Annotated in this window: 31 protein-coding genes; 4 read left to right on the top strand and 27 right to left on the bottom strand. The window is 59.6% G+C overall.

Annotation, left to right across the window (positions count from 1 at the left end):
* Positions 1 to 65 precede the first annotated feature (65 nt).
* Both erdR and ACF6ZU_RS18745 read right to left on the bottom strand, forming a co-directional pair.
* Positions 66 to 716, bottom strand: a complete 651-nt coding sequence (erdR, locus tag ACF6ZU_RS18750) for a response regulator transcription factor ErdR (protein ID WP_008039285.1) — start codon at positions 714 to 716, stop codon at positions 66 to 68.
* A 208-nt stretch (positions 717 to 924) separates the two neighbouring features.
* Complete coding sequence (locus tag ACF6ZU_RS18745) at positions 925 to 1668, bottom strand: tRNA-uridine aminocarboxypropyltransferase (RefSeq protein WP_392885848.1); 744 nt, start codon at positions 1666 to 1668, stop codon at positions 925 to 927.
* Positions 1669 to 1856: 188 nt separating this feature from the next.
* Between ACF6ZU_RS18745 and ACF6ZU_RS18740 the strand changes: the two genes are divergently transcribed.
* Complete coding sequence (locus ACF6ZU_RS18740) at positions 1857 to 2285, top strand: PA3611 family quorum-sensing-regulated virulence factor (RefSeq protein WP_392885847.1); 429 nt, start codon at positions 1857 to 1859, stop codon at positions 2283 to 2285.
* Here ACF6ZU_RS18740 and ACF6ZU_RS18735 read toward each other — a convergent pair whose 3' ends face one another.
* Positions 2286 to 2480 (bottom strand): hypothetical protein, encoded by a 195-nt coding sequence (locus ACF6ZU_RS18735; protein WP_392885846.1) that lies wholly within the window; start codon positions 2478 to 2480, stop codon positions 2286 to 2288.
* Positions 2481 to 2846: 366 nt separating this feature from the next.
* On the opposite strand from ACF6ZU_RS18735, the gene ACF6ZU_RS18730 reads away from it, so the two are divergent.
* The gene (locus ACF6ZU_RS18730) at positions 2847 to 3965 is read left to right on the top strand and encodes a TIGR00730 family Rossman fold protein (RefSeq protein ID WP_392885845.1); all 1119 of its coding nucleotides are present in this window, start codon (positions 2847 to 2849) and stop codon (positions 3963 to 3965) included.
* Between the two features lie 36 nt (positions 3966 to 4001).
* On the opposite strand, the gene recX is transcribed toward ACF6ZU_RS18730, so the two are convergent.
* The 24 genes from recX to ACF6ZU_RS18610 all read right to left on the bottom strand — a co-directional run bounded on the left by recX (position 4002) and on the right by ACF6ZU_RS18610 (position 22082).
* Positions 4002 to 4469 (bottom strand): recombination regulator RecX, encoded by a 468-nt coding sequence (gene recX, locus ACF6ZU_RS18725; RefSeq protein ID WP_392885844.1) that lies wholly within the window; start codon positions 4467 to 4469, stop codon positions 4002 to 4004.
* A gap of 8 nt (positions 4470 to 4477) precedes the next feature.
* A complete protein-coding gene (gene recA, locus ACF6ZU_RS18720; RefSeq protein ID WP_392885843.1) occupies positions 4478 to 5530 on the bottom strand; it encodes a recombinase RecA in 1053 nt (350 codons plus the stop codon).
* 83 nt (positions 5531 to 5613) lie between these two features.
* On the bottom strand, positions 5614 to 6114 hold the full coding sequence (locus ACF6ZU_RS18715) for a CinA family protein (RefSeq protein ID WP_392885841.1): 501 nt from the start codon (positions 6112 to 6114) through the stop codon (positions 5614 to 5616).
* Between the two features lie 80 nt (positions 6115 to 6194).
* Positions 6195 to 6722, bottom strand: coding sequence for a lysis protein (locus ACF6ZU_RS18710; protein ID WP_392885839.1), 528 nt, complete (start codon positions 6720 to 6722; stop codon positions 6195 to 6197).
* Entirely contained in the window at positions 6713 to 7267 is a 555-nt protein-coding gene (locus ACF6ZU_RS18705) for a glycoside hydrolase family 19 protein (protein WP_392885837.1), read from the bottom strand. Before ACF6ZU_RS18705 ends, ACF6ZU_RS18710 begins: the two co-directional genes overlap by 10 nt.
* 61 nt (positions 7268 to 7328) lie before the next feature.
* Positions 7329 to 8345 carry a phage late control D family protein gene (locus ACF6ZU_RS18700; protein ID WP_392885835.1) on the bottom strand — a complete coding sequence of 339 codons (1017 nt, stop codon included), beginning with the start codon at positions 8343 to 8345 and terminating at the stop codon, positions 7329 to 7331.
* A 9-nt stretch (positions 8346 to 8354) separates the two neighbouring features.
* Positions 8355 to 8567, bottom strand: coding sequence for a tail protein X (locus ACF6ZU_RS18695; protein WP_392885834.1), 213 nt, complete (start codon positions 8565 to 8567; stop codon positions 8355 to 8357).
* Positions 8560 to 8943: a phage tail protein gene (locus tag ACF6ZU_RS18690; protein ID WP_392885832.1), complete on the bottom strand. Its 384-nt coding sequence runs from the start codon at positions 8941 to 8943 to the stop codon at positions 8560 to 8562. Before ACF6ZU_RS18690 ends, ACF6ZU_RS18695 begins: the two co-directional genes overlap by 8 nt.
* On the bottom strand, positions 8943 to 11003 hold the full coding sequence (locus ACF6ZU_RS18685; RefSeq protein ID WP_392885831.1) for a phage tail tape measure protein: 2061 nt from the start codon (positions 11001 to 11003) through the stop codon (positions 8943 to 8945). The genes ACF6ZU_RS18690 and ACF6ZU_RS18685 overlap by 1 nt, the downstream gene beginning before the upstream one ends.
* 128 nt (positions 11004 to 11131) lie before the next feature.
* Entirely contained in the window at positions 11132 to 11716 is a 585-nt protein-coding gene (locus tag ACF6ZU_RS18680; RefSeq protein WP_392885830.1) for a phage tail assembly protein, read from the bottom strand.
* A 166-nt stretch (positions 11717 to 11882) separates the two neighbouring features.
* Complete coding sequence (locus ACF6ZU_RS18675; RefSeq protein WP_392885828.1) at positions 11883 to 12389, bottom strand: phage major tail tube protein; 507 nt, start codon at positions 12387 to 12389, stop codon at positions 11883 to 11885.
* Positions 12389 to 13555 (bottom strand): phage tail protein, encoded by a 1167-nt coding sequence (locus ACF6ZU_RS18670; RefSeq protein WP_392885827.1) that lies wholly within the window; start codon positions 13553 to 13555, stop codon positions 12389 to 12391. Before ACF6ZU_RS18670 ends, ACF6ZU_RS18675 begins: the two co-directional genes overlap by 1 nt.
* A gap of 2 nt (positions 13556 to 13557) precedes the next feature.
* On the bottom strand, positions 13558 to 13767 hold the full coding sequence (locus ACF6ZU_RS18665) for a hypothetical protein (RefSeq protein ID WP_392885825.1): 210 nt from the start codon (positions 13765 to 13767) through the stop codon (positions 13558 to 13560).
* A gap of 176 nt (positions 13768 to 13943) precedes the next feature.
* Positions 13944 to 14291 (bottom strand): tail fiber assembly protein, encoded by a 348-nt coding sequence (locus ACF6ZU_RS18660; protein WP_392885824.1) that lies wholly within the window; start codon positions 14289 to 14291, stop codon positions 13944 to 13946.
* Positions 14288 to 16666 (bottom strand): phage tail protein, encoded by a 2379-nt coding sequence (locus ACF6ZU_RS18655; RefSeq protein WP_392885822.1) that lies wholly within the window; start codon positions 16664 to 16666, stop codon positions 14288 to 14290. The genes ACF6ZU_RS18660 and ACF6ZU_RS18655 overlap by 4 nt, the downstream gene beginning before the upstream one ends.
* Positions 16667 to 17302: a phage tail protein I gene (locus tag ACF6ZU_RS18650; protein ID WP_392885821.1), complete on the bottom strand. Its 636-nt coding sequence runs from the start codon at positions 17300 to 17302 to the stop codon at positions 16667 to 16669.
* Positions 17299 to 18294, bottom strand: a complete 996-nt coding sequence (locus ACF6ZU_RS18645; protein WP_392885819.1) for a baseplate J/gp47 family protein — start codon at positions 18292 to 18294, stop codon at positions 17299 to 17301. Before ACF6ZU_RS18645 ends, ACF6ZU_RS18650 begins: the two co-directional genes overlap by 4 nt.
* Positions 18291 to 18623 (bottom strand): phage baseplate protein, encoded by a 333-nt coding sequence (locus ACF6ZU_RS18640; protein WP_392885817.1) that lies wholly within the window; start codon positions 18621 to 18623, stop codon positions 18291 to 18293. The genes ACF6ZU_RS18645 and ACF6ZU_RS18640 overlap by 4 nt, the downstream gene beginning before the upstream one ends.
* A gap of 10 nt (positions 18624 to 18633) precedes the next feature.
* Positions 18634 to 19245: a phage baseplate assembly protein V gene (locus ACF6ZU_RS18635; RefSeq protein ID WP_392885815.1), complete on the bottom strand. Its 612-nt coding sequence runs from the start codon at positions 19243 to 19245 to the stop codon at positions 18634 to 18636.
* Positions 19246 to 19248: 3 nt separating this feature from the next.
* Positions 19249 to 19773 (bottom strand): hypothetical protein, encoded by a 525-nt coding sequence (locus ACF6ZU_RS18630; protein ID WP_392885813.1) that lies wholly within the window; start codon positions 19771 to 19773, stop codon positions 19249 to 19251.
* A gap of 78 nt (positions 19774 to 19851) precedes the next feature.
* A complete protein-coding gene (locus ACF6ZU_RS18625; protein WP_392885811.1) occupies positions 19852 to 20199 on the bottom strand; it encodes a phage holin family protein in 348 nt (115 codons plus the stop codon).
* A gap of 115 nt (positions 20200 to 20314) precedes the next feature.
* Positions 20315 to 20662, bottom strand: coding sequence for a hypothetical protein (locus tag ACF6ZU_RS18620; RefSeq protein WP_392885809.1), 348 nt, complete (start codon positions 20660 to 20662; stop codon positions 20315 to 20317).
* A gap of 12 nt (positions 20663 to 20674) precedes the next feature.
* Entirely contained in the window at positions 20675 to 20857 is a 183-nt protein-coding gene (locus ACF6ZU_RS18615; RefSeq protein ID WP_392893850.1) for a Com family DNA-binding transcriptional regulator, read from the bottom strand.
* A 490-nt stretch (positions 20858 to 21347) separates the two neighbouring features.
* Entirely contained in the window at positions 21348 to 22082 is a 735-nt protein-coding gene (locus ACF6ZU_RS18610) for an XRE family transcriptional regulator (protein WP_392893849.1), read from the bottom strand.
* Positions 22083 to 22282: 200 nt separating this feature from the next.
* Here ACF6ZU_RS18610 and mutS point away from each other — a divergent pair, with 200 nt between their 5' ends.
* On the top strand, positions 22283 to 24862 hold the full coding sequence (mutS, locus tag ACF6ZU_RS18605) for a DNA mismatch repair protein MutS (RefSeq protein WP_392885807.1): 2580 nt from the start codon (positions 22283 to 22285) through the stop codon (positions 24860 to 24862).
* Positions 24863 to 25004: 142 nt separating this feature from the next.
* Positions 25005 to 25328 (top strand): ferredoxin FdxA, encoded by a 324-nt coding sequence (gene fdxA, locus ACF6ZU_RS18600; protein WP_053159546.1) that lies wholly within the window; start codon positions 25005 to 25007, stop codon positions 25326 to 25328.
* The last annotated feature ends 725 nt before the right edge of the window (positions 25329 to 26053 follow it).

Here is a 26053-nt window from a genome sequence, read left to right as displayed (position 1 = left end):
ACTGACCAAAAAGGAGTGGGAAAGCTAGATCAACCAAAGTCAAAAAAGCGTGAAGGCGCCAATCTTTAGTGGCTTGAAATTGACTCAAGTTGTTGCAGAAGCAGCGCCGCCTGGGTTCGCGTCCGCACATTCAGCTTACGGAAAATCGCCGTGACGTGGGCCTTGATCGTCGCCTCCGACACGCTCAGTTCGTAGGCAATCTGTTTGTTCAGCAACCCTTCGCAGACCATGGTCAGCACCCGGAACTGCTGCGGTGTCAGGCTGGCAAGGCCTTCACTGGCGGCTTTGGCCTCGTCGGAAACACTGACCGCTTCAAACGCCTGGGGTGGCCAGAACACATCGCCGTCCAGTACCGAACGCACGGCTTTCTGGATCACGCTCAGGTCACTCGATTTAGGAATGAAACCGCTGGCGCCGAACTCACGGGACTTGACCATGATCGAGGCTTCTTCCTGGGCCGACACCATCACCACCGGAATTTGCGGATATTGGCCACGCAGCAGCACCAGCCCGGAAAAACCGTAGGCGCCCGGCATGTTCAGGTCCAGCAACACCAGGTCCCAGTCGGACTTTTCGTCGAGGCGGGTTTCCAGCTCGGCGATGCTCGCCACTTCCACCAGACGGACGTCCGGGCCAAGGCCCAGGGTCAACGCTTGATGCAAGGCGCTGCGAAAGAGCGGGTGGTCATCGGCAATCAGGATTTCGTATGTGGCCATTTTTCAAATGATCCTGTTCTTCTAACAGCTCTAGGTGCAGCCACGGAGCTGCACCAACAGGGCACGTTCAACGCCAATGACGTGGCAATCACGCAAAAATACGGCGTTTCAAATTACAGCCGCGCCCCAATCGGCGCCAAGCATGCCCAGCGAAACCGGGGTGGTCAAGGTGCCTGGGCGCTACAGTTCTTTGCAGTATGGGCGACAATCAGCCCGTGACAGCGGCTGTTTTCTGCACGAAAGGCATCAGCTCGGCATGGGCCGGTGTTTCAACATTCATGTCCAGCTGGTGCTTGGCATCGAGGTAATGCTGGCTGAACACGTCAAAATAGGCGTCCAGCGCCGATGCGGCCTCGACATCGCCGGCCAGATCAAGGCACAGCGCCGCCACTTCAGCCGTGCACAAATGCTCGCTGCGGGTCGACCGGCGCAGCCGATAGCGCGACAGCTTCTCGGGCAGCAGGCTCAGGATCGGCAGTGCATCAAAATACGGGCTCTTGCGGAAAATCTTCCGGGCTTCGGTCCAGGTCGCGTCCAGCAGAATGAACAGCGGGCGCTTGGTGCTATCGGCGGCGACCGTATTCGTCACTCGCTCAGGTTCGACGTACTCGCCAGGAAAGACCAGGTAGGGTTGCCATTGCGGATCGGCGAGCAAGGCCAGCAGCTGCGGGTCGGTTTCCGTGCGCGACCAGATGAACGCATGGTTGTCGCGCACCACGTCAGCGATCAGCCAACCGGTGTTGCTCGGTTTGAACACTTCCTTGTTGGTCATGATCAGGCACACGCCCGAGCGAGTCTCGACCTGCGGACGCCAGGCGCACAGGCAGTGGCTCTCGATCACGCGGCAGGCACGGCAGCGCGGCGCTCTCCAGCCACGGGCCTGGATCGGCTTGATGCCTTCTTCTTCGCGCTGATCGCGCAGGCGGGCCACGGCGTTGGGAGCGTGGTTCATTGTGGGTAACGCCGGCAGACAGGAAAACTCGACACAACAGCACTCGGCAGGGCAATAAAGACCGGCAGTTTACCAGAGCATCCGGCGCAAGCCTGTACCGTCCAGACCACCTCCCCTATAATTCGCCGCCAATGAACGCACAGTCATGTGGCTGGTCGAAGCACCAGTCACTGAATCAGGAGAGTTTCATGTTGCGCCTTATCGTTCCCACCGCTGCCATTCTGCTGGCGTCGTCCTTCAGCGCTCAGGCTGCGTCCCTGAGTGAGCAGAATCTCAACCGAGAGCTGCGCAACGTCGCCGCACAAAGCAGCGTCGGCACGCCACGGGCGATCAACGAAGATATTCTCGATCAGGGCTACACCGCCGAAGGCAATGTGCTGATCAATCACCTGAGCGTACAAAGCAGCCACGCCAACAAGATGCGCGAAGACCCGAAAGCGGTGTACTTCCAGCTGGGCGCTTCCGTTTGCCGGAACCCGGGGTTCCGCAAGCTGATGGCCAAGGGCGCGGTCATGCGTTACGACTTTACCGAGGTGAAGACCAATCGCCCGGTCGGTTCCGCCAGCTTCCAGGAATCGGATTGCCCGAAAGCCACGCCGCCGGCCAAGAAAAAGTAATCAATGGGAATTGGCGCGCCGTTGTTCATCTTCGGCGCGCAGTTCTGCCAAGAGTGCCTGCAGATATCGTGAGCGACGATCGGCACCCTCAAGACGTCGGCAGCACTCCTCTTCGAGACTCACATGATTGGTCTCGGCTGAGGACTTCAATAATCGATACAGTTGCGTATCGATCTCCAGAATGACTCTGGCCATAGCATCCAGCCTCCCTGCACCCTCGCCCTGCTTGAGCGATAAAATCCTTGAACCGCTTGTACCGTGCGCCCTGCCTTTGACGCAAAGTTGTCGTGTCACGCCTGTAATTTAGTAAATCAGAGTGACAGACACTTGGTGTGCGTTCAGACGAGCGGTGAAATCACTTTGCAAACCGTCAATAAGCGGTTGCCAGGAAAGACTTTGCGGCGCAATGATCAAGTCAGCGCAATTCACCGCGAGGGTCTAGATTCATAGTGTTCCCGTTCACTTTTTCAGCGCAGAAAGGGGCTGCCCGGTTTTCGATTTGATCTGCACATGTTTTTTTCATCCAAGGGAAAAACAGAGCCTGTATGGAAGGAGAAGTTGATGCCTTACCAACCGAATGACCTCCTGAGCCGCCATTTTGAAGACAGCGGCCACGACCTCATCAGCAAGGTCGAAGAACAACTCAACCTTGTTTCCCCCAATAGCCCGAACATCCCGATTTACCGCGACATGATCCTGACCGTGCTGCGCATGGCCCAGGAAGACCACAACCGCTGGAACGCCAAGATCACCCTGCAAGCCCTGCGTGAACTCGAACACGCCTTCAGAGTGCTGGAGCAGTTCCGGGGGCGGCGTAAAGTCACTGTTTTCGGTTCGGCACGCACACCCATCGAACATCCGCTGTACGGCCTTGCCCGAGAACTCGGCGCCGCGCTGGCGCGCTCGGACCTGATGGTGATCACGGGTGCCGGCGGCGGCATCATGGCCGCGGCGCACGAAGGCGCTGGCCTCGATCACAGCCTGGGATTCAACATCACCCTGCCCTTTGAGCAGCACGCCAATCCCACCGTGAACGGCACCACCAACCTGCTGCCGTTTCACTTCTTCTTTACCCGCAAGCTGTTTTTCGTCAAGGAAGCCGATGCGCTGGTCTTGTGCCCAGGCGGTTTCGGCACGCTGGACGAGGCGCTGGAAGTGTTGACGCTGATCCAGACCGGTAAAAGTCCGCTGGTGCCGGTGGTATTGCTGGACGCGCCGGGCGGCACGTTCTGGCAAGGCGCGCTGGATTTCATCCGCAGCCAACTGGAGGAAAACCGCTACATCCTGCCCACCGACATGAAACTGGTGAGCCTGGTCTACAGCGCCGAAGAGGCGGTGGAGCAGATCAATCAGTTCTACAGCAACTTCCACTCCAGCCGCTGGCTCAAGCATCAATTCTTGATCCGCATGAACCACACACTCAGCGACGATGCGCTGGAACACATGCAGCACGCGTTCGCCGACCTGTGCCTGAGCGATCACTTCCATCAACATGTCTACAGCGGCGAGGAGCATGACGAGCCGCAGTTCAGCCATCTGGCACGACTGGCCTTCACCTTTAACGCCCGTGACCATGGCCGCTTGCGGGAACTGGTGGACTTCATCAACCTGCCGGAAAACTGGGCACAGCCCAAACCTCAGGCGCAACAACGTACGCGAGAACCGTCCAAGGTGACGTGAGGCAAAAAAAAAACGGCCCGAGCGGGCCGTTTTTGTTTAATCGTCCATTCCCCGACCGCTGAACAAGCGGTTGATCATCTCCATGGAATATCCCCGATAAGCGAGAAAGCGTCCCTGTTTGGCACGCTCCCGGGCGTCAATCGGTAAATGCCCGGAGAACTTGCGCCGCCACGTATCTTCCAGCTGTTCCTGCCAGTTGATACCGCTCTCGCGTAACGCGAGTTCGATGTCGCTGCGTTGCAGGCCACGCTGGCCTAACTCTTCGCGAATACGCAAAGGGCCATAGCCGGAACGTGCACGGTAGGAAACGAAGCTTTCAAGGTAGCGGGCTTCAGACAGCAGGCCCTCTTCCGTCAAGCGGTCGAGTGCGGTGTCGATCATTTCAGGGAGGGCGCCGCGCTGACGCAGTTTACGCGTCAGCTCGACTCGACCGTGCTCGCGTCGTGCGAGCAGGTCCATTGCGGTTCGCCGCACCGCGACGAGTGTATCGAGTACGGCGGTCATCGGATCAATCAGATATCAGCGTCAGCCAGGTCATCTTCAGTCTGTTTGACTGGCGATGCTTTGACGTCCGGCGCTGGAGTCAGCAGTTTGTCACGCAGCTGCTTCTCGAGTTTCGCGGCAACTTCCGGGTTATCCGCCAGGAACTTGGCCGAGTTGGCCTTGCCCTGACCGATCTTGGTGCCTTCGTAGGCATACCAGGCACCGGACTTCTCGACGAAACCGTGCAGAACACCCAGGTCGATCATCTCGCCATTGAGGTAGATGCCCTTGCCGTAAAGAATCTGGAACTCGGCCTGACGGAACGGCGAAGCAACCTTGTTCTTCACAACCTTGACGCGGGTTTCGCTACCGACGACTTCATCACCTTCTTTCACCGCGCCAGTACGACGGATGTCCAGACGAACCGATGCGTAGAACTTCAGCGCGTTACCACCGGTGGTGGTTTCCGGGCTGCCGAACATCACGCCGATTTTCATACGGATCTGGTTGATGAAGATCACCAGGCAGTTGGCGTTCTTGATGTTACCGGTGATTTTACGCAGCGCCTGGGACATCAGACGGGCTTGCAGGCCCACGTGCATGTCACCCATTTCGCCTTCGATTTCAGCCTTTGGAACCAGGGCGGCTACGGAGTCGACGATGATCACGTCAACCGCGTTGGAACGCACCAGCATGTCGGTGATTTCCAGGGCCTGCTCGCCGGTGTCCGGCTGGGAAACCAGCAGGTCGTCGACGTTGACGCCGAGCTTGCCGGCGTATTCAGGATCAAGGGCGTGTTCAGCGTCGACGAATGCGCAGGTGGCGCCGGCTTTTTGAGCCTGGGCGATCACCGACAGTGTCAGCGTGGTTTTACCGGAGGATTCAGGACCGTAGATTTCAACGATACGGCCTTTTGGCAGACCGCCAATGCCGAGCGCGATGTCCAGACCCAGGGAGCCAGTGGAGATAGAAGGAATCGCCTGTCGGTCCTGATCGCCCATACGCATTACGGCACCCTTGCCGAATTGACGTTCGATCTGACCCAGGGCCGCAGCCAAGGCTTTCTTCTTGTTGTCGTCCATTAAAGTCCTCACGTAATCAATAAGGCCTGACGGCCAACACCTGTATAAGTAGCCAGTATTATTCCACAGGGATTCAGGATCGCCTACCCCTGATTTGAGATTTCTCCCGCGGCATGGTGCAGCAGCCCCTCTAGCGCGGCCTTCACCGTTTGTCGGCGGACCTCATCACGGTTACCGGGGAAGTGCTGGACCTCGCTGAACACCCGGTCACCCACGCCCCAGGCCAGCCAGACGGTGCCGACCGGCTTGTTCGGCGAACCGCCATCCGGACCGGCCACCCCGCTCACCGCCACGGCAAAATGCGCCCGGCTCTTTTCCTGCGCGCCACGGACCATGGCCTCGACCACCTCGCAACTGACCGCCCCCACCGTCGCAAACAACTCATGCGGGACATTCAGTTGCTCGGTCTTCTGCCGGTTGGAGTACGTCACATAACCGGCCTCGAACCACGCTGAACTCCCCGGGATACGGGTGATCGCCTCGGAAATGCCTCCGCCGGTACAGGACTCGGCAGCCGTGACGTGAACATTGAGAACCTGCAGGCGCCTGCCAAGTTCAGCGGCCAGTTGGGTGATTTCTTTCACGGTCATCTCCTGAGCGGGCGGAATGGGAACTACCGTACACGAGCGAATCATGCTTGCAAGTTACAGGATCGATCAAAATGTTAGCGGCCCAGGGCCCTGATATAGGCCTGACACGCCTGCAAGGCAATCAGTGCACGGTCGCCGCTGTCGGTGATGGCGATAATTCGTTGAGCATGCGCCGAGTCAAGTCGGGCGCGTGGGGCGCCATGATCCACGCCGCCGGCGCCGGCGGTGGCTGACACTGCACAATCTGAAGCGGCGGTGTTGGCGTCGAGGAGGACTGACAGCCGCACATCAGCAGTGGCAAGACGATCGCGCAAGCGACCTTGATCACGTTCCGCATCGCTCAACACTCGGTAATGGTTTTGTTCACTGAGCGTCAGCCGCTGCTCCAGCGCCAGCCGCTTGTCCTGCTCGGCCTGTAGCTGCGCGGCAGCGGCCAGGGTCAGCTGGTTCAACTGCTCCGTATGCGCTCTCGCCTGTTCCGCCAGTTGCCGTCCGTAACGCCCGTCCTGAAATCGCCAGGCCAGCGTCGCCGAACCACCGGCCAACACAGCCAGCAACACAATAATGCCAGCCACCCGCCACGATAAGGGGATCACTGACATAACACCGCCCTCGCCCGCGCCCACAGTTGCAGACGGTTCTGCAGCCCGTTCAGGCCGCCGTTGATCCGGCGGGTGATGCTGTTGAACTGGTCGCGGTCCGCCAGTTCGTTGAGGCCGTTTTGCGCCCAGAACCAGGCCGCGGATTCAGCGGCCCATTGCGGCTGTTCGAGCAGCTCCGGCGAGGCCAGCAATCGCTCGTCGCCGAACAAACCCAGGCTGCATTGTCTGTAGTTATGACGGCCAGTGATCTGGATCAGTCCACGCCCTCGGTACCTTTGGCCATCGCCATCGAGCGCTGGAGTATTACCCAGGCGAGCAGCCAAAGTGCCGGTGTCGTACTTGCTCAAATATTCATCACCGCCGAGCTCACGCACGTAGTGCAACTGACCCGATTCGTGACCGACCTCGGCAATGAACGCAGCGATGCGTTTGGGCGTGTTGATCCCATGGCCATCCATGGCGTTATTGAGGGCGGAAATGAAAACACCCGCTTGGCGGCGGGCGTTGGGCATGATCTTTTCAAGTTGTGATTGCGTAATGGTCATCGCATCCCCTAATGGGGGCCCCATCAGGGCCTCGGGGTTTCAGATTGATCCGGTCCGCAGACTATGACCGGACGTCCAGGCACGTTGCCTCGAGCGAACAGCGATAGCTGTTCTGGCGACTGCCGCTGGTCGTGACCTTATCGATCGACCAACGACCGCGCATGAAATCTGGCCAGGTGGTATCCAGCAGTATCAAGCCTTCGGCAGACAAACCTGGATGACCAGGGCAGTCGATCCTGACCTTCAACGCTTCACGCATCATCCGGCGAACCTCACCTTCTCCGGCGGCCCGCGCTTCGTCTGCGCTGTGATAGCGCTGGCGGACCGTCTTGAACGGTGCAATGCCGCTCTCCTCGACACGCACTTTTCCGGCCGCCGCGTCCCACCAACTGGTCTTGCATCCCTGATATTTGGCCCGACTGGTCTCATCCAGCGTGGCGGAAATGAACGCGTGATCGCCAGGTCGATTGTTGCTCGTCACCGACAACTGTATGTCTGGCAATACTTTGCCCGACAACGATTTCGCCTGACCGCGCCGCGCCAGCACATATAGTTCGTTGATCGGTTTGGCGACTGCGTCATGAAGGTAGGCAAGCCGTGTCAGAAACCCCATGTCGGTTTCGTTCGACTGGTCGATATGTTCGATCTTGATCAGCGACAGGTCCGGCGCAACTCGAGGCGAAAAACCGTGCCTTGAGGTCAACTGGCGAAACAGCGCCCCCAGTGTCGTCGGACCATGACTGACCGAGCGACGCTGCTTGAACCCGGTCTGATCCGCTGCACTGAACGGTGCGGCCGTCGCCACCAGTGTCAGGCGCAGGGGAAACAGCGTCGGCGTGCGTCGCGTGATAACGAATTGACCTTTATCGATCAGAGGCGACTCCAGGTAACCGACCCTGAAACCGATTTTCCCGCCGAGATCGGGCAGCCCGTCGAGCCCCTCCAGATCTACCGTGAGGGTCAGTTGATCGGACTCGATCCCGGCCGCATCGATGTGCTGCCACGAAATCAATCGCTTGTTGAGCAGCGCAGCGTTCGCGCCGTAAAACTCCACCGAGGGAGTGAAACCCAGTGACATGGTGCCTCCTTAATCCCAGGCAGAAACCGTTGTGGGTGCGAGGGATCTGGAATCCAGTTCCGGCAGGACAATCCCTACCCCCGCCGGTAACACCGGCCCCTGTTCGGCCAGCTGCGGGTTGAGGCGCCACAGCGCTTCTTCGGCCGAATCATCACAACGTAAAAGCTCGCGGTACAACAACAGGTTCACCGAATCACCGGCGATACTTCGAACTCTACGCATTGGCAAACTCCGTCAATTCGATCACCCAACCAATCAGCATGGCAGTGCCGTCATCCAAGATGCTTTCCTGGTTCTCCGAGATTTTGTTGATCTGCCACAAACCCCAGTTCCGGCCGATGCCGTCAACCAAGGGCACGGGGACGCGCAGCGCCTGCAACGCACGCAGTTCATCAAGCCGATCCATGGCCATCGCGTACATCGATTTGCCTGTGATCGTCAGCCCTTGCAGGCCTTGGCCGGTCTGGCTGGACTTGGGTTTACTGGTGAGGATGTCGATGGTCTTCCAGCCGCCATCCGATGTGCGCGCCAGCGTGCTGTAAGCGAAGTGTCTGGACAGGCCGAAAATAAAATTGCCCAACGCCATTTGCTGACGCATCAGTTACCTCCATCGGTCAGGGCCGCGTCACTGCGCACGGCGAGCGGGTCGTTCATCATCAACGGCATAAACTCCCCGTTAAAATGCATGCGCAAATTCGCCATGATTTTTTCGATCATTCGCTCGGAGTCCGTTGGATCGGCGCCGCTGATCTGGATCACCGGCGAGTAGTTGACCTGTCGGTTGCCCCCCGGAGTTCCGGTCAGGTCTTTACTGACCTGGTCGGGTGACTGGAGTCGATCGGCTGCGGTGTAAAGGGTTTTACCCGCCTCCTCTCCCAGGTTGCTGCCTAAGTAGCTGCCCACGAGGCCGCCAATGAGGCCACCCACGGCAGTTCCCAGAACGGGGACGGGGATGAAACTGCCGATCATTGCACCGGTTGCAGCGCCGGCATAACCACCGGCCAGTGCGCCAACACCCGATCCGGCAGCACCGGCAGCCCCTTTGAAATCACCAGCCATCAACGCTTTGATCCCCTCGTAACTCACGGTGGCGACCGTCAGAGGAGCACCCAGCCTGCCAGTGAAGGACTTGGCTCTGGCCGCAGAGATGACCAGTCGATCGCGCATGGTTGGACGAGAAGTGCTGGTGCTGTCTGAACGCAGTTGCGGCTGGATGGCAGCATCCGGTTTCAGAAGCTCTGCAGTGCTGGAGGTCGCAGCCGATACCAGTTTGTTCAAGATAGCCCCGCGTAACGGAGTCATGAGCGCGCCCCCGAGCAACGTCAAGGCAGCAGTGACTTTCGGTAACGTTTCAACCACCGCGCTAAAGCCGCCGAGCACTTTATCGGCACTCAGCATTGCAAGGTCGGTAAACGGAGACACCGCGTTGGCAATCGCCGTATCGAGACGGGTCAAACTCGCATCCAGCGCATTCCAGCGTGCTTGCGAGGTGTTGCCTCGGACTTCGGCGGTCTGCGCCATCGAGCCCTCGCCGGAGGCCACCGTGAACGCCGTGTTCAGATCCTGCGGCGCCATCACTAACTTGCGGACGCCTTCATCGCCCTCAAACAGCGTCTTGATCAAAGAGGTCTGTTGTTCGGCAGGCTTGTTCTTCAGCGCCCCCAGCACATCTTTGATCGCCCCCGACGCATCCGTACGCATTCTGCTGGCCAGTGCGCCCGGCTCGATATCAAGTTGCGCCCAGGCTGTTCGCTGCTCTGCCGTAGCGTTGCTGCCCTTGCCAAAAGCAGTGCCGAGCGTTTTCAACGAGGCGCCGGCCTCGTCCTTGCCCACAGATGCGTTCAACAGGGCCGCCCCGATTGCCGCCACCTGCTCTGGCGTCATGCCCGCCGCAAAACCCTCCTTGCCGCCGCGCTGGACGACCGAGCCGATGTCTGTCGCGGAGGCATTCAAATTGATACTGGCGCCAAGGCGGCTGGCGGCGTTGCCCAAGCCCAGACTTTTCTCTCGATCAAGGCCCAGCGTGGTGCGCCAGCCGGTCATGATCGCGCCGGCCTCTTTGATGTCAATCTTGTACGCCGACGCCATGACGCCACTGTCGCGGGCGAAATCAGTCAGCGCTTGATTCAGGTCCTCCGGCTTGACGCCCTTGACCAGCCCCGCGTTGACTGCCGCCAATTGAGCCTGCGCCAGTTGCACTGGTGTAGCGCCGCTGGGGGCGATTTGTTTGTCGCTGACCAGCTTCTGATTGTCTTCGGACATCGCTTGAAGGTGATCCGGGTCCAGCTTCAATTTCAGATTGAGATCGACCATGGCCGTCTGCAACGCCATCGCCGACTTCAAGTCGTCGGGGGGCGAGCGCTGTTCAATCTCAGCCTTGAGCGCTGACTTTGCCTCACTGCCCGACACGGGCACCGATGCGCTTGGCTTGAGCAGCGACTGCTGCGACGTGTTCAACAATGCCAGTGTTTCACGGAGCCTAACCTGCTCGGCTACCAACAAACGAATGTCGAGACTGGCCGTGGCCAAGTCCAGACTCAGTTGGGACAAAGGATCCTTGAGATCACCCGCCCCGGCCCCTTCAGGCGCGCCGCCGGATCGCGGCGGTCCGATGCTGTTCATCGCTGCACCGGACAGCGAATACTGACTGTCTGCCATCCCGCTCTACTCCTGTTTTACGCCAAGGCGAGTGATCGCGATGTCGTAGCGGCGCAAGGCCTTGCCGACGTCCCACTCCAGAATGTCCGCTTCACTTACCGGGTAAATGAGCGGCACCACATCGAGGATTACTTCGATGTCGCGCTCCGAAAGAAGGCCGCCGGTTGGTTTAAAAAATCGTCGATGCGTACCTGAAGCTGTGTCCAGTCAGGCACGGTCAGCAGGGCCAGGTCGGGCAGCATCAGGCCGGTGCAATGGGCGGTGATGAACTCGGCGCGTTCCTTGGGGGTTTTTAGTTTTTTCATCGACTTGGTCGCACGCAGTACGGGCATTTCCAGGGTCAGCGAGGTTAGCGTTCGCCCCGCCACGGCAAGCGGTTGCAGCAACTGAATTTCATCGGGATCGGTCGAGGGTTGTTCACCCTCCTCCGACTGTTCAAGGAAATGCGAGGCCGGCAAGGTCGACATCTCGTGCACGTACTGCGCGATGCTGACGTAGTCCGGGCGTTTCAGTTGATCGAGTTCCTTGATCGACAGCCCGGTGGCCAGCAACGCCAGTTCGAAGAACTGATCGTCCTCATCATCGCCAGCCCGGGCCAGGGCTTCCTTCTGTGCGGCGTAGTACAAGGGTTTGAGCTGAATCTGTGTGATCTCCGACTGGTCGTCGGCGGTGATCGGCGACAACAAGGCGTGAACGGGAGGCGTCCAGGACATAAAAAGAGTTCCTTGGAGAAAAATGGGAAGGCGTCGTGCATTGCCCCATGTGGGAGCGGGCTTGCTCGCGAATGCGGACTGACATTCAAAAGAGAGGTCGACTGACACTCCGCATTCGCGAGCAAGCCCGCTCCCACAGGTCATGCGTTTTGGCTGACCGGACTTTTTACGGGATCAACACCGCGCGACGGGCGTCGCCGAGAATGTCGACGCCGTTGAGCACGAATTTCTGGGTGCGCACGTCGATGTCGATCACCGGGATGCCGTTTTCCAGGCGATTGTAGGTGCGGCAGGACAGTTCCAGAGCAGTGGTCGGTTTATCATTCATTTTGAGCAACGTTTCCGTCAGGGACTTCAGCGTGCCGCCGACGGTGTGATAGGTGAACCAGGTGTTGCCGTCCTGGTCCTGACCGGCCTCGCGTACGTTCAGCAGAATGTCTTCGCCCAGTTTCACACCGAGAGCCAACATAACTTCCGCCCCCATGCCTTGCAGCGTCAACGTGGCTGTCAGCATGGTCGCGCTCTTGGCCATTGCCTCGGCGATAAAGCGCCCTCCCGTCATCGTTTCCATGACGAAATCGATCTTCGGCGGGGCGAAACTTTCCACGGTCGCCGACAACGGCAAGCCTTGCAGGGTGGCCGCGATGGCCTGTCTTACGCGGTTGGTAAACATTAGAGAACGTCCTCCAGGAACTGCTCGATGATTTCATCGCGGGCATTGAGTTGATAAATCATGTGTTCGTTGGGCGCGTAGCGGCCGTAGTCGATGACCACGTACCAGGTGCCGTTCTTGTACTTCTCGACGCTGTTCAATTCCGGGTGCAGGTACACGCTGCCGCCGGGGATGGTTTCGTCGGCGACCAGGGTTTGCAGCCAGTCGTTGATGCGCTTGACCTCCTGGTCCATGAACGACTTGGTCAGGTTCTTGGCCATGGCTTTCTGGCCGGCCTTGACCAGCTTGCGGCTGATCGCATCTTCGAGGCCGACGTAGCTGATGAACTTGCCGGTGATCGAGCGGTTACCCAGCAGCGAGAAGCCGCCGAGAATCGTGCGGGCGTAGTAGCTGATGCCGTAGCGGTTGAGCAGATCGCCCTCGGTGGAGGTGTCGAGAATGTTGTATTCCACGACCCGCGAAACGTCCTCGGCGAAGGTCACCTGGTTGCCCGGGCTCTCCCATTGCTTGACCTTGGCCAGCGCCGCGATAGCCAGGCTCGACGGCGACAGGAACACGTTTTTCTTCGCTGCCTTGGAGTACACCGACGGCAGGTTGTGCACCAGCAGGCAGCGGTCGAAACCCAGCTCCGCGCCGCCCAGTTCCTGGCTGTAAGTCACTTGGTCGGCGACCGCGGCATCCTTGCCGTCGAGCACCACACGGGCCTTGATGCGCTTGCCGAAAGAGGCGAACTCACCGGCCACGGCTTTGGTGCCGGTGAAGCCCGGCGCGCCGATGATGGTCAGGTCCTCGGGTACGCTGCCCAGTGCGGCGAGGCCGAGCTTGCGACCGGTCAGCGGATCGACGCCGCCGATCACATTGTTCAGTGTGTCCGCCAGGGTCGCGCCTTCTTCGACGATGACCACGTAGACCGGCACCTTGACCACTTTCAGGATCTGGAACACCGCGTGATACAGCGTGCCTTCCTCGGTGCCGGTCGGATCGAGCAGCGCCTGGGTGGTGAAGCTGTTGATGCGGAACGGCGCGTTGCGCGGAATCAGCGGGTCCGCTTTCGGCGCGGTGCCGATCAGACCGATGACGTTGTCACCCAGGCCACCCATGGCCTCAGGGGATTCGGTGGCATTGACGGTAATGCCGTTGTGCTCGAAGTTCAAAACCTCAGCCATGGTTATTCAGCCTTCTTGACAGCGGCTTTTTTCGCCGCGGTGGAGGATGCGGCCGACTCGGCAACCGCGTTGTTTTTCAGCTCCAGGCGACCGGCGCTGCGCAACGCACTGGCCTCCACATCGAGCAGATCCAGTTCCTGGCCGATGCTCGACCAATGACCGCCCCCGGTAGGGAACGGGAGGAGCACGGTGTACGTTTGGCGTTCTGCCATTTCTGTTTCTCCATAAACAAAAAAGCCCCTTGGGTCAGGGGCTGTGGGGTGTTGTGTGTGTTTGTGTTGCGGATAAGAAAACGCCCCGGCGGTGCGGGGCGTTTATCGGGTTTGCTCGGAGATCCCGGCTCGTAAGAGCAAGTCGCTCTCAACATCGGTGAAATCCTAGGCGCAACTCATTGCTCAACTCCGTGCAAAACGATGTCGTCCGGGGACGAGGGCCAATTGATTTCTGTCGGATAACCAGTCTGCTGCTCAATCCGGTTGAGGTCGATGCGATAGTGTTTCCAGAGTTTCAAGCGTGCTACCTCGTCATCCGTAGCAACTCCTTCGTCAACGGCATCTTGCAGCGGTCCCATGCGGTTTGAGGCAATGACCAGCAGGTTATCCCGCAAGTCAGGTGCAAACGGGACCGGCTCAGGCGGAACGTCGCTACTGAACCACTCCTGCGAACCAATATCGTCAGCCCCCGCAACGGCACGCCAGCCTTGTCCATCATTGCGCACCGCATATCCCATAGTCATAGACTGTCCTCCCAGCCTTGCACTCGGACAGCGCAATCAGCGGCATTTGAAAAGAAATAGATGTTGCCGCTCTCAAGCGGAAACGATGTAGATACAAGCCCATTGAAATAACTTTGAGCAGCCTGGGACATGTAAATCGCGCAGTTCGCTATGTCGATCAACGGCGAGGCCCCGATACCCACCGCCAAACTCGCCATACTCGATTTGAGTGACACCGTAATCGCCACGGCTGATGGCGGAGCAAAAGCCCCAACAGCAGCCGCTGTAGTGACCGAGGAGGTGCTACCTGAGGCGATCATCGGATACGCCAGCACATTGCTCACGGTAGCAAGCTTGTACTTGACGACCGCCCCCAACTGCATGAACGACAGCGGAAATTTGTTTGCCGTGGCGTCGGTAACGAATGCGTTTACACGCTTGGCGATATAACCCTCAGGCAACAAAGGCTCATACACAAAGCGCAACGTGGCACTCGCATTAGAGGTGATCGCCGGAACACTGGCGGTAATCTGGCTGGTCGAATCTACCGACTTGATGAACGCCCCCGGAGGAAAATTCGACCCACCAAACGGCATGCCAACGCGCATTGACGCGGTACTGCCAATGCCGGTTATTACTGCAGAACCACCAGTGGTACTACACAGAATTGCCGGCATCAGTGCCGCGATGCCCGCAACTTGAGCACCATAAGTTACAACCCAGGTGCTGTACCAACTGGAAGCGGCGACTACGCCAACATCGAGGCCACCCACACCTGCTATTTGAAGGTTGATGCTCACGTCTACCCCGCTCAAAGCATGCGCAGCTGGACCACTTCCAACGATCAAACTGCGGGCCTTGACGGAGATAATCGAGTTGGCTCCTGTCGCTGTAACGACGAGCCCTTTGTAAGTGTCTCCAATCACCAACTTGCTTAACGCCTGGACTTGAGAGTCAAGAGCAGCGATATCAATGTTTCCCTGATTTATTGGCGCACTCCAGGCTTTGATGCACCACATAACGGACAAGTTGCGTGGGCGAGTTTCATCCGTGCCGGAATTGCCCGTTCGCATATCAGTCGCTACGCCACCGACCCATGCCGCTGCCGCACCGCCTCCAGAAGGGTTGGTGCTACCGTAAGTGCCACCCACCCACATGGCATGGTCGTGCTTTTGAATAGATTGAGTTTGAGCGCTGCCAATCGCACGCCCAACATCAATACCGCGCCCATGGTCCCAGCCGCGCAGGAATTCGCCGCGAGACTCAGGCAAGCGAAAATTGCCAGCCCCTTCACCGCCCGTGTTGAAGGCAGTACCCAGATACGCGAACAAATCCGGGTAAATAGCGATGCTCTGCACACTGCCATCAATTTCAAGAAACCCCGGTGGTACGGCAGACTTTGGAAAAGCCACCAACGAGCCAACGGGCAACGCCGAAGCCTGCGCAATCAGCGCTTCAATTTCAGGCTTCGTATACGTGTCCTTGATCCCAAACCCCGCCAGCGTTTCCGGATTAGTACCTGCCGTCGCACGGCCATATTTATCAACCGTCAGACTCTTGTAAGTCCCCGCCTGAATCCCTGTCCGACCCGCCAGCATTTCAAAACCCAGCGCCGTCGTCCCCAGCGTGATCGGCCCATTCGTCACCAGGTGCCAAAGCGAATCACCATTCGCCGTGCCCTCCTCGACCATCACGGTCAGCCCCGGTGTGACCTTGGCGCTGGCATTGGCATCCGCCGCCCGCACCCAGGTACCGTTCGCAACAACATAAATGCCGTTGTCTTTGGCCAGCGCCTGCGCCGTCACCAGCACGCGCTGACCGGAAACCACCGCGACGCCATCGATTTGCTGCGCCCCACTGAGCACGATGTTTTCCGTGGTGGCGACGCGAACCGAGTGCTTGCCATCCAGCTTCGCCAGTTCGTCGGCGAGGTAACTCATCACCCATGCCCGGGTCGCCTTGACCACGGTGTCGTCGATCAGCAACGTCACGATCGACGCATTGCTGGTCTCGAAAATCGAGCGGATGTAGAACTCTTTCCCCGAGCCCGACGTCGCCAGCACCGGTTTGAACGACTCCGGGTATTTGACGATGGCGTAGAGGATGCCGGTGTCGGTCCAGAGCCCGGCCTCACGCACATACCAGCCGCCGTCTTCGGGTGGGATGGTCACTTCGGCGAGCAGCCAGCTCGGGTTCTTCTCGTCCTGGAACAGGGCGTTCAGCGGCCCGCGCCACACTTCACGCTTGAGCGCCGTGGCGGTCGCCGCCGGGTTGTAAACGGTGCCGCCGCCGTCGCCGACCGAAATCTGCGACAGTTTGATCGGCACGCCCGCCGCCTTGCAGGCGGTTTCGTAGGCAATCCCCGCGTTGGTGAGCAGGGTGTAATAGTCGGCCATTCAGGACCCCTGTGGATAAATGGTGGAGGTTTCGACGGTGTACAGACCGGCGGCCATAAAGGCCTGACCCGACACCTCGAGCCCCTCGATAACAATGGGATAAACCGTGGTCAGTTCGCCGCACACGGTCGCCGCGCCGATGACGTGGTTGCCAAATGCGCTGAGCCCGACGGACACCGACAACAGGTCGCGCTCGCTCTTGGCGTCCGCCAGGCGTCGATCGAGACGTGCGTCGATTTCTTCGTTGTAGGGTTGCTCGGTGAACGCCCGCACGGAAAAGCTGTAAGGCTGGCCCGGTGGCGTCTGCTCGTACCAGGCCCGGACTTCTGGCCTCAACCGCAATCCTTTCGCGGCATTTTCCAGCGCCAGTCGTGTGCCGGCCTGTCGAGCCGTGGGCCAGGCGAGTTCGACGGTCAGACGTTTTTCCGCCTCGGCCGCCTCGGTGCTCCATTCGCCAACGCCACGATCCGCGGCGAGATACGGCAGAAAAGCCAAAGGCGTCGCCGCTGGATTCATCAGCTCGGGAAACGGCGGCGCGATGCGATCAAGCAAGCTGCCGAACCCGAGGTCGAGGGCTTTTTCCAGCGGAGAGCTGTTGGCCGGTAGCAGGCTCGGGCGAGGTTTTTCGTCACTCATAGCGTGAGCACCTCGACTTCGACAGCGGTGCAGTACGGCGCTTCAAACGCCGTCGTCACAATCGGCTCGACCGGTTCGAGAATCTCCAGTTGCACCGCGCCGGCGCTGTGCAGCGTGTAGTCGATCCAGCTCGGGTCGACCCGCCCTTCCAGCCGATGACAGCTGTGGGCATACGCCTGCAATTGTTGTTGCGCGGCGACCTTGGTCAGCCCGGAATCCGGACCGGCATTGATCCTCGCGATCACCCGGATTTTATAGTTTTTGATGTGAGCGCCTTGCACCGTGACCCGGTCCGTTTCGGGTCGCACATCAGGCCGGGCGAAGTGCTTGCGCACACCGCCGAGCAGTGCCTCGGACGCGGTGCCATCGCCCTCCCGAGCCAGCACCGTGACCATCACTTCACCCGGTGCGGTACGGCGTCCATTGCCGTCCTTGACCTGAGCCGCGTATCCATCCGGATCGAAGGTGTACGTGACCGTCACCTCGCCCGGCGCCGCCGTCTCCACGTTCACCGCCGGGCGCTCGCCGAGGGTGAACACCTCGCGGCGATACTGCGTGCGAGAACCGGCGGCGGGAGCATGCGGCGCCAGGTAATAACGCAACCGGGCGTCATCGTCGCTCTCGTAGACCGGAGGAATCGGCGGGAAGGCCGCCGGGTCGCCGGGGTCCAGCAACTGACGCTCAAGGCCCATGTCAGCAAGACGGGCATCCAGGTTGCTGCCGGTCGCCCACCAGGCCAGCATCTGCTTGATGCGGGCGTTGTATTTGCGTTCGTGGATTTGCAGGCGCACGCAAAACGCTTCCAGCGCCAGGGTCAGCAGCTCGCTTTCGTTTTCCAGGCTGACCTTGAGCTTCGCCGCCGTCTCGGGAGACCGCGCGCCGACGTACTCGACGACAAACGTCTTGAACTCGGCGAGCAGTTCCTCGAACGCTTCGACGGTGACGATCGACGGCTCGGCCAGCTGGTTCTGCCTAGGGATCAACATGCTCATGTCACCACCTCGAAAGTCTGTGCGCGGTTGTTCCAGGTGCCGGCGAATCGCAGCACCAGCCCGGCGCCTTGCCGCCCGGCGACGATGACCTGCGGCTGGAAATCGCCGATGCCGTTCTGCTCGTTGTAAAACGCCTGCGCCGCATGGCTCTGGGCCAGGAGCAGCAGGTCGTCGCCAAGGTTGCGCCCCAGCAGTTCCGGGATCAGCGAGCCATACAACGGCCGCTTCTGCCGGGTGCCCAATGGCGTGGTCAGCGCCCGGGTGGCGCGCTGCACGAATTGCGGCCAGTCGTCGACCGCCGCCCCGGTGTTTCTGTCGATTCCGATCATGGGAAACTCTTTATGCAGTGCTGATGACGCGTCCCTGGTGATCCACCACCGGGCCGCTCAGGTGCACACCGGATGCGTCGAGTCGCAAGCCGACCGCGCCCAGTTGCAGTTCGATGGCTTCAGGCGTGATCGCAAGGCTCGCCGGGCCGAGCGTCAACTCGAGCACTTCGCGAGAGCCGTTGAACTGCGCCGGGCCGTTCTTCCAGTGCAAGGCGTGACGGGCGTCGTCGTAACCACTTTCCGTCCCGTCCAGATACAGGCGACGCGTCAGCGAAGCCTGGGTCGAGGCGGGTGGAAACTGATTGCCGTTGAGCCCGAACAACGCCACGGATTGAGCGCTGCCTGCGCCGCCACCGTGGTTGAGCAACAGGCATTGCTCGCCGACCGAGGGAATCCGCGACTCGCTTTGCGCCCCGGCACTCGGGTTGAAAAAGCGGATCGCCGGGGTCAGTAATTCACCGTGACGGACCTTGCAGGTGTTGCTGGCCGCATCGACTTCCTGGCACACGCCGATGCGACACAGGCTGTCGGTGCGCCGATAAAGATCCTCCAGCTCTGTCTCCATTTCGGCCAGGCGCTCGATGATCGGGCCCAGTTGCTGGCGTAACAGCGCATCGAACATGGTTCAGTCCTCGAGTTCGGTGTATTGGTCCGGGTCGTCGATGTTCGAGACTTCCCAGGTGCGGGCGAATTTCGGGATGCCCAGCGGGTCGTCCAGCAGCAATGCGCCGAGGTACAGCGTTTGAGCGAAGGACAACGTCCAGGCGAGATACGCCTGCGCGCCGCTGATGAAGGTCGATGGCAAGGCATCGATGTTCATGGGCAAGTCGCATTGACTAGCGGAAAGCCCCCATCGGTTATCCGTCACCAGGCCCTTGAGAGCGCTGGTCAGATCGCACGCCGCCAGCGCCGGGTGATCCAGTGTTGGGGGCACCACGATTTGCAGCGAGAACGTCAGGGCATGGGCGATGCGCCCGTCATTGGCGCGGTCGGCCGCCGCGTTGCCCTCGATGCCGATCAGGACCCACGCCTGATCGACGGTGCCGTCGAAGTCCTGCAGACCTCCGACGTTCAAACCCAGGCCTGCCGCACGCAGCGCGTCGGCAATGGCAAATAACAGCCGCGACGGCTTATCGATGTCGGGGGACATAAGGGGCTTCCAGTTGAAATGTCGATGCGGGCCGCTGCGGGGTTGCATGCAACGGTTCGGGGTTGCCAGAACCTGGCGTTATTGATCCGGACGAGAGTCACGGGGCGGCACTTCACAAATGCCGATGCGCTTGGCTGCCCAGCGCTCATAGAGGCCGATGGCGACGTCCGCCCCGGCCATCGCGGTGAGGCAACCGAACGCGCCGGCCACCCAGATCGACAGGCCGGCGGCATACAGCAGCATGATCGCCGACACCCCGCAGATCATGCAGGCCCCGGAACGCAAGGCCAGGCGCCGCAGCAATGACCAGCCGCGAGCGCCCTCCTTGTCAGCGCGCCACATTTCGCCGGACACCCCGCCCATCAAGGCGAGCACGATGACCAGCCAGATCGGCATGTCCAGCAACGCTTGTTGCTCGTTTGTCATGTCACGCCTCCTGGGTGAACTGCATCAGTGAAAGGGCCCACGCAATGCGGGGCCGAGGGGTTTTACCGTGGAGCAAATCCAAAAGCAGTCCCGCTTGCTATGGGACTGCGATGGATCAATTCACCGGGTCGTAAGACACATACGCGCTATCCATGGAGCCGTTTGCACCGGCAAACCACAGCCCTTGTCCCGCTGGAATGATCAACGGAAAAGGCAGCGTTTCGCTCGCGCCGCCAAAGCTGCCGCTTGAATCGGCATCACCACGAACAGTCAGCACAACCGGCACACTCAAATCGGTGTAAATCGTGGGGGCGACGGTGCCAGTGCTGAGAATTGCGTAGCCTTTACCCGAATGCAGGGTAGCGGTGCGGATGATCATCCCAGCGGTGTTCTGAGCCGGGGTGAAGATTGGGCCGAGGCCGCGAACGCTTTTGAAAGTGCTACCGATTACTTGTTGTTCCATTTTTGTCACCTGTTAAGTCGAATGATGTTTCGCGGAGAAATCCGCGTTCATGTCGCTCAATGGCGATCGCTCAAGGCTCGCGGCCTTCACGTGATTCAATGTTCCGCAGCGGGAGCATTTGATCTGGAGCTCGGTGTACTCACCCACTCGGGCGAGAAGTTTTTTGCACTGTCCACATCTGCAATCTTTCAACATCACGATGCCTCCCAGGCTTGGCCGAATCCTTTCTGTGCATGAGGTTGATAGGCCTCGGACGAGGCAGGCATTCCAAAAAGCCCGGTCGCCCAGGCTTTTCAGTAATGCGGTCCTTCGCGTTGACCTTTCGGCGCTACTGGCGCGGTACGGGTCCATTCAGATTGTTTTTCCGACCGCGGTCCCTGCCCGCCGGATAACTGCTTCTGGTGCTTTACGCTGCACACCCGGGTCAGTTGCCAACCCTCTGAACCGTTGAGGCCGGTTCATCGCTGCCTTTGTGGTGGAACTAAAGAGCTTCGTTTCGAGCTGCTTTGTTGAGCGGCTTGAGACAAAGAGTATGCATGGATGCATATACAGTCAATGCGTAAATGCATTTATTTATGCATTTTAAATGCACTGACGCATGAAAGCCCCACAGACAAAGGCGTTGCCGGTTTCCGGCAGGCGTAAAAAAACCCGCTCGGTGGCGGGTTATCTGACAGCGGTGAAGTTAGCGGGCGTACATGCCCCACCAGAAGACGTGACCTAGGATGACGATTTGCTCTTCCTGGATTTCCTGGAAGGTGTAGTCCTCGTCCGGATGCTCATCGCGATTGAAGCTGCGCAGGCGAATCCCCGTGGGCAGGCGGTACAGCTGTTTAACCCGGAGCTGGCCGTTGTGGTTGATCGCATAAAGGTCGCCATCGACGATGTCGCCGATCCCGCATTTACCGGCATTGACCCCCACGGTGGCGCCATCGCGCAGCACTGGCAACATGCTGTTGCCGCGCACCGTCACGCATTTGGCCTGATCGAACTGCACGCCGTTATGGCGCAAGCTGCGCTTGCCGAAGCGCAGGCTAGAGCGCTCGCTCTCTTCGATGACGAATCTCCCTGATCCAGCAGCCAATTCAACCTCGCGAAGAAAGGGGACCGACACCTCATCATCATCGACAGGCGTATCGTCGTCCCACAGGCTTATGTCCTTGAGTTCGGAATGCAATTCATCGCGCACCTGGCTGGCGGCAGGCGCGACATCCGCACGGCCGCGCAGCTGATCGGTGCTCACGGCGAAGTACTCGGCAATCTTCGAGATGTGCTTATCCGAAGGATCGACGATCTTCCCGCTGAGGATCCGCGAGAGAGTGGATTGAGGCACGCCGGTGCGACGGTGAAGCTCCGTAGGGGAGATCCCGTGCTGATCGAGCAGCGCTCTTAAGACGGAAGAAACATTGCGTTTTTGCATAACGCGCATAGTGCTTGAACTTTTTTCCGAAGACAAATGCTGATTTGCATAGACAACGCATAAATCGCAGGAAGGCATCCCGCCGCTTTCATGCCTGCGTCGGGTGGACCGCCCATGTTAACCTTGCGCCCATCGCGGAAAAGCCGGGCCGATGTCCCTCCTTTGCCCTACACCTTTCAACGAATCTGCCTGATTATCCGATGAATAAACCACTCTCCGATCTGTCCTCTCACACGCCAATGATGCAGCAGTACTGGCGCCTGAAGAACCAGCACCCCGACCAGTTGATGTTCTACCGCATGGGTGACTTCTACGAGATCTTCTATGAAGACGCGAAGAAGGCCGCCAAGTTGCTGGACATCACCCTGACCGCTCGTGGGCAGTCGGCCGGGCAGGCGATTCCGATGTGCGGGATTCCTTACCACGCCGCGGAAGGTTACCTGGCGAAACTGGTGAAGCTCGGCGAGTCGGTGGTGATCTGTGAGCAGGTCGGCGATCCGGCGACCAGCAAAGGTCCAGTGGATCGGCAAGTGGTGCGGATCATCACGCCGGGTACGGTCAGTGATGAAGCGCTTCTGGATGAGCGCCGAGACAACCTGATCGCGGCGGTGCTGGGTGACGAGCGTCTGTTCGGCCTGGCCGTGCTGGACATCACCAGCGGCAACTTCACGGTGCTGGAGATCAAGGGCTGGGAAAACCTGCTGGCGGAACTGGAGCGGGTCAATCCGGTGGAGCTGATGATCCCGGATGACTGGCCAAAGGATCTGCCGGCGGAGAAACGTCGTGGGGTTCGTCGCCGTGCGCCGTGGGATTTCGAGCGCGATTCGGCGCTGAAAAGTCTGTGCCAGCAGTTTTCGACCCAGGACCTGAAGGGTTTCGGTTGCGAGAACCTGACCCTGGCCATCGGCGCCGCCGGTTGCCTGCTCAGCTATGCCAAGGAAACCCAGCGCACCGCCCTGCCCCATTTGCGCAGCCTGCGCCATGAACGGCTGGACGACACCGTGGTGCTGGACGGTGCAAGCCGTCGCAACCTGGAACTGGACACCAACCTGGCCGGCGGCCGCGACAACACCCTGCAATCGGTGGTCGACCGTTGCCAGACCGCGATGGGCAGCCGTCTGCTGACCCGTTGGTTGAACCGACCTTTGCGCGACCTGAAGGTGTTGCTGGCGCGCCAGACCTCGATCACCTGCCTGCTCGACGGCTACCGTTTCGAAAAATTGCAGCCGCAGCTCAAGGAAATTGGCGACATCGAGCGGATTCTCGCGCGAATCGGCCTGCGCAATGCCCGTCCTCGTGACCTGGCGCGCCTGCGCGATGCCCTCGGTGCACTGCCTGAGTTGCAAGTGGCGATGACCGAGCTGGAAGCACCGCACATTCTGCAACTGGCTAGGACCACCAGCACCTACCCGGAACTGGCGGCCCTCCTGGAAAAAGCCATCATCGACAACCCGCCGGCGGTGATCCGCGATGGCGGCGTGTTGAAAACCGGTTACGACAGCGAGCTCGACGAGCTGCAATCGCTGAGCGAAAACGCCGGGCAGTTCCTGATCGATCTGGAAGCGCGGGAAAAGGCCCGCACCGGCCTGTCGCACTTGAAGGTCGGCTACAACCGCATTCACGGCTACTTCATCGAGTTGCCGAGCAAGCAGGCCGAGTCCGCGCCGGCCGACTACATCCGTCGCCAGACGCTCAAAGGCGCCGAGCGTTTCATCACGCCGGAACTGAAGGCGTTCGAGGACAAGGCGCTGTCGGCCAAGAGCCGTGCCCTGGCTCGCGAGAAGATGCTTTACGAAGCGCTGCTCGAAGACCTGATCGCCCAGTTGCCACCGCTGCAGGACACCGCCGCCGCACTGGCCGAGCTGGACGTGTTGAGCAACCTTGCCGAACGCGCGTTGAACCTCGACCTGAATTGCCCACGTTTCGTTGAAGAGCCGTGCATGCGCATCAGCCAGGGTCGTCACCCGGTGGTCGAGCAAGTGCTGACCACACCGTTCGTGGCCAACGACCTGAGCCTCGACGACAATACGCGCATGCTGGTGATCACCGGTCCGAACATGGGCGGTAAATCCACCTACATGCGTCAGACCGCGTTGATCGTCCTGCTGGCGCACATCGGCAGCTTCGTGCCGGCGGCCAGTTGCGAACTGTCGCTGGTGGACCGGATCTTCACCCGAATCGGTTCCAGTGATGACCTGGCTGGCGGACGCTCGACCTTCATGGTCGAAATGAGCGAAACCGCCAACATCCTGCACAACGCCACCGAACGCAGCCTGGTGCTGATGGACGAAGTCGGACGCGGCACCAGCACCTTCGACGGGCTGTCGCTGGCCTGGGCTGCCGCCGAACGCCTGGCGCATCTGCGGGCGTACACGCTGTTCGCCACGCACTATTTCGAATTGACGGTGTTGCCGGAAGCCCAGCCACTGGTCGCGAACGTGCACCTCAATGCCACCGAGCACAACGAACGCATCGTATTCCTGCACCACGTGCTGCCGGGGCCTGCCAGCCAGAGCTATGGCCTGGCCGTGGCGCAACTGGCCGGCGTGCCGAGCGAAGTGATCGTGCGTGCCCGCGAGCATCTGGGTCGCCTGGAAGCCACGGCGCTGCCCCATGAAACGCCGAAGCCAGCCAAGGGCAAACCGGTCGCGCCGCAGCAAAGCGATATGTTCGCCAGCCTGCCGCATCCGGTCCTGGACGAACTGACCAAACTGGATCTGGATGACATGACCCCGCGTCGTGCACTCGAAATGCTCTATACACTTAAGACACGGATCTAACGCACTTGCCTGCAAGCTGTTAGAATCTCGCGCGGTTTGGGATGCTGCAGGCTAATAGCCTGGCCTGCAGACTATCGCTCCCAAACCTGGCGACCCCAACGTGAAGGGGCTCCGCTGCCGCCGCCTGAGGAGAAAATTAGAAATGACCTTCGTCGTCACCGACAACTGCATCAAGTGCAAGTACACCGACTGCGTAGAAGTCTGTCCGGTGGACTGCTTTTACGAAGGCCCGAACTTCCTGGTGATTCACCCGGATGAGTGCATCGACTGCGCACTGTGCGAACCAGAGTGCCCTGCCGTGGCCATCTTCTCCGAAGATGAAGTACCTGCAGGCATGGAGAACTTCATTCAGCTGAACATGGAGCTGGCTGAAGTCTGGCCGAACGTTACCGAGCGCAAAGATCCTTTGCCCGATGCCGCCGAATGGGATGGCAAGCCAGGCAAGATCGAACACCTCGAACGCTGATCACTTCGCGTTCCAAAAAAGGCCCCTTGCGGGCCTTTTTGCTTTTCTGCGGCCTACGAAATCTTCACTGCTCTAAAAACCTGTAGGAGCCAGCTTGCTGGCGATGAACGTAAGCGCACCGCGCGGCCCCAGACAGCACGCGTTTTCGTTAACGACCATCGCCAGCAAGCTGGCTCCTACAAAGAGACTGCGCATGAGTCGAAAATGCAGTGGAATCAAAACCCAAAAAAAAGGCAAAAAAAGGGGCGGTTTGACCCGCCCACATTTTTTCCCTATTCCCTGTGTTCCTTTTCATCGTCCTGATGAATCGCGTCCTGCAATGTCCTTTCCCCTCATCCTTGAAGGGCGTGTCTGTCCGTCGACACAGCCCTGATACTAGAGAGTTCCCCGCCGAGCGCAATTGGCTTGAGAGGGCAAAACGCGCGGTCATAAGCTCTTAACTTTTAAAAATATCTATATTGATCAGATAGATAAGAAGGTGGCGCGGCGACAATCGGCGACTGACCGAGTGTAAAAATAACGAACACTTACGAAAGAGTAAGCGAAGACTTACAACGCGATGCTACAAACTTGAGATCTAGACTGTGCGCTGAATGTGTAGGAGCCGGCTTGCTGGCGATCCCAGGCGCCGCGGTTAGCCAGTTACTCCGCGTAATCGTTCATCGCCAGCAAGCCGGCTCCTACAGGACCGTGGTGAACGCATTTCTTGTGACAAGAAAAAGCCC

The organism is Pseudomonas migulae, assembly GCF_043225285.1.
GTDB classification, from domain to species: domain Bacteria; phylum Pseudomonadota; class Gammaproteobacteria; order Pseudomonadales; family Pseudomonadaceae; genus Aquipseudomonas; species Aquipseudomonas migulae_C.
Note: the sequence above shows the minus strand (reverse complement) of the source record. Positions and strands in the feature narration are given on the sequence as shown.

Bases quoted from the DNA above. Each gene is read 5' to 3' on its own strand.
- erdR (WP_008039285.1), bottom strand. From the start codon at position 716: ATGGCCACATACGAAATCCTGATTGCCGATGACCACCCGCTCTTTCGC.
- ACF6ZU_RS18745 (WP_392885848.1), bottom strand. From the start codon at position 1,668: ATGAACCACGCTCCCAACGCCGTGGCCCGCCTGCGCGATCAGCGCGAA.
- ACF6ZU_RS18740 (WP_392885847.1), top strand. From the start codon at position 1,857: ATGTTGCGCCTTATCGTTCCCACCGCTGCCATTCTGCTGGCGTCGTCC.
- ACF6ZU_RS18735 (WP_392885846.1), bottom strand. From the start codon at position 2,480: ATGGCCAGAGTCATTCTGGAGATCGATACGCAACTGTATCGATTATTG.
- ACF6ZU_RS18730 (WP_392885845.1), top strand. From the start codon at position 2,847: ATGCCTTACCAACCGAATGACCTCCTGAGCCGCCATTTTGAAGACAGC.
- recX (WP_392885844.1), bottom strand. From the start codon at position 4,469: ATGACCGCCGTACTCGATACACTCGTCGCGGTGCGGCGAACCGCAATG.
- recA (WP_392885843.1), bottom strand. From the start codon at position 5,530: ATGGACGACAACAAGAAGAAAGCCTTGGCTGCGGCCCTGGGTCAGATC.
- ACF6ZU_RS18710 (WP_392885839.1), bottom strand. From the start codon at position 6,722: ATGTCAGTGATCCCCTTATCGTGGCGGGTGGCTGGCATTATTGTGTTG.
- ACF6ZU_RS18705 (WP_392885837.1), bottom strand. From the start codon at position 7,267: ATGACCATTACGCAATCACAACTTGAAAAGATCATGCCCAACGCCCGC.
- ACF6ZU_RS18700 (WP_392885835.1), bottom strand. From the start codon at position 8,345: ATGTCACTGGGTTTCACTCCCTCGGTGGAGTTTTACGGCGCGAACGCT.
- ACF6ZU_RS18695 (WP_392885834.1), bottom strand. From the start codon at position 8,567: ATGCGTAGAGTTCGAAGTATCGCCGGTGATTCGGTGAACCTGTTGTTG.
- ACF6ZU_RS18690 (WP_392885832.1), bottom strand. From the start codon at position 8,943: ATGCGTCAGCAAATGGCGTTGGGCAATTTTATTTTCGGCCTGTCCAGA.
- ACF6ZU_RS18685 (WP_392885831.1), bottom strand. From the start codon at position 11,003: ATGGCAGACAGTCAGTATTCGCTGTCCGGTGCAGCGATGAACAGCATC.
- ACF6ZU_RS18680 (WP_392885830.1), bottom strand. From the start codon at position 11,716: ATGTCCTGGACGCCTCCCGTTCACGCCTTGTTGTCGCCGATCACCGCC.
- ACF6ZU_RS18675 (WP_392885828.1), bottom strand. From the start codon at position 12,389: ATGTTTACCAACCGCGTAAGACAGGCCATCGCGGCCACCCTGCAAGGC.
- ACF6ZU_RS18670 (WP_392885827.1), bottom strand. From the start codon at position 13,555: ATGGCTGAGGTTTTGAACTTCGAGCACAACGGCATTACCGTCAATGCC.
- ACF6ZU_RS18665 (WP_392885825.1), bottom strand. From the start codon at position 13,767: ATGGCAGAACGCCAAACGTACACCGTGCTCCTCCCGTTCCCTACCGGG.
- ACF6ZU_RS18660 (WP_392885824.1), bottom strand. From the start codon at position 14,291: ATGACTATGGGATATGCGGTGCGCAATGATGGACAAGGCTGGCGTGCC.
- ACF6ZU_RS18655 (WP_392885822.1), bottom strand. From the start codon at position 16,666: ATGGCCGACTATTACACCCTGCTCACCAACGCGGGGATTGCCTACGAA.
- ACF6ZU_RS18650 (WP_392885821.1), bottom strand. From the start codon at position 17,302: ATGAGTGACGAAAAACCTCGCCCGAGCCTGCTACCGGCCAACAGCTCT.
- ACF6ZU_RS18645 (WP_392885819.1), bottom strand. From the start codon at position 18,294: ATGAGCATGTTGATCCCTAGGCAGAACCAGCTGGCCGAGCCGTCGATC.
- ACF6ZU_RS18640 (WP_392885817.1), bottom strand. From the start codon at position 18,623: ATGATCGGAATCGACAGAAACACCGGGGCGGCGGTCGACGACTGGCCG.
- ACF6ZU_RS18635 (WP_392885815.1), bottom strand. From the start codon at position 19,245: ATGTTCGATGCGCTGTTACGCCAGCAACTGGGCCCGATCATCGAGCGC.
- ACF6ZU_RS18630 (WP_392885813.1), bottom strand. From the start codon at position 19,773: ATGTCCCCCGACATCGATAAGCCGTCGCGGCTGTTATTTGCCATTGCC.
- ACF6ZU_RS18625 (WP_392885811.1), bottom strand. From the start codon at position 20,199: ATGACAAACGAGCAACAAGCGTTGCTGGACATGCCGATCTGGCTGGTC.
- ACF6ZU_RS18620 (WP_392885809.1), bottom strand. From the start codon at position 20,662: ATGGAACAACAAGTAATCGGTAGCACTTTCAAAAGCGTTCGCGGCCTC.
- ACF6ZU_RS18615 (WP_392893850.1), bottom strand. From the start codon at position 20,857: ATGTTGAAAGATTGCAGATGTGGACAGTGCAAAAAACTTCTCGCCCGA.
- ACF6ZU_RS18610 (WP_392893849.1), bottom strand. From the start codon at position 22,082: ATGCAAAAACGCAATGTTTCTTCCGTCTTAAGAGCGCTGCTCGATCAG.
- mutS (WP_392885807.1), top strand. From the start codon at position 22,283: ATGAATAAACCACTCTCCGATCTGTCCTCTCACACGCCAATGATGCAG.
- fdxA (WP_053159546.1), top strand. From the start codon at position 25,005: ATGACCTTCGTCGTCACCGACAACTGCATCAAGTGCAAGTACACCGAC.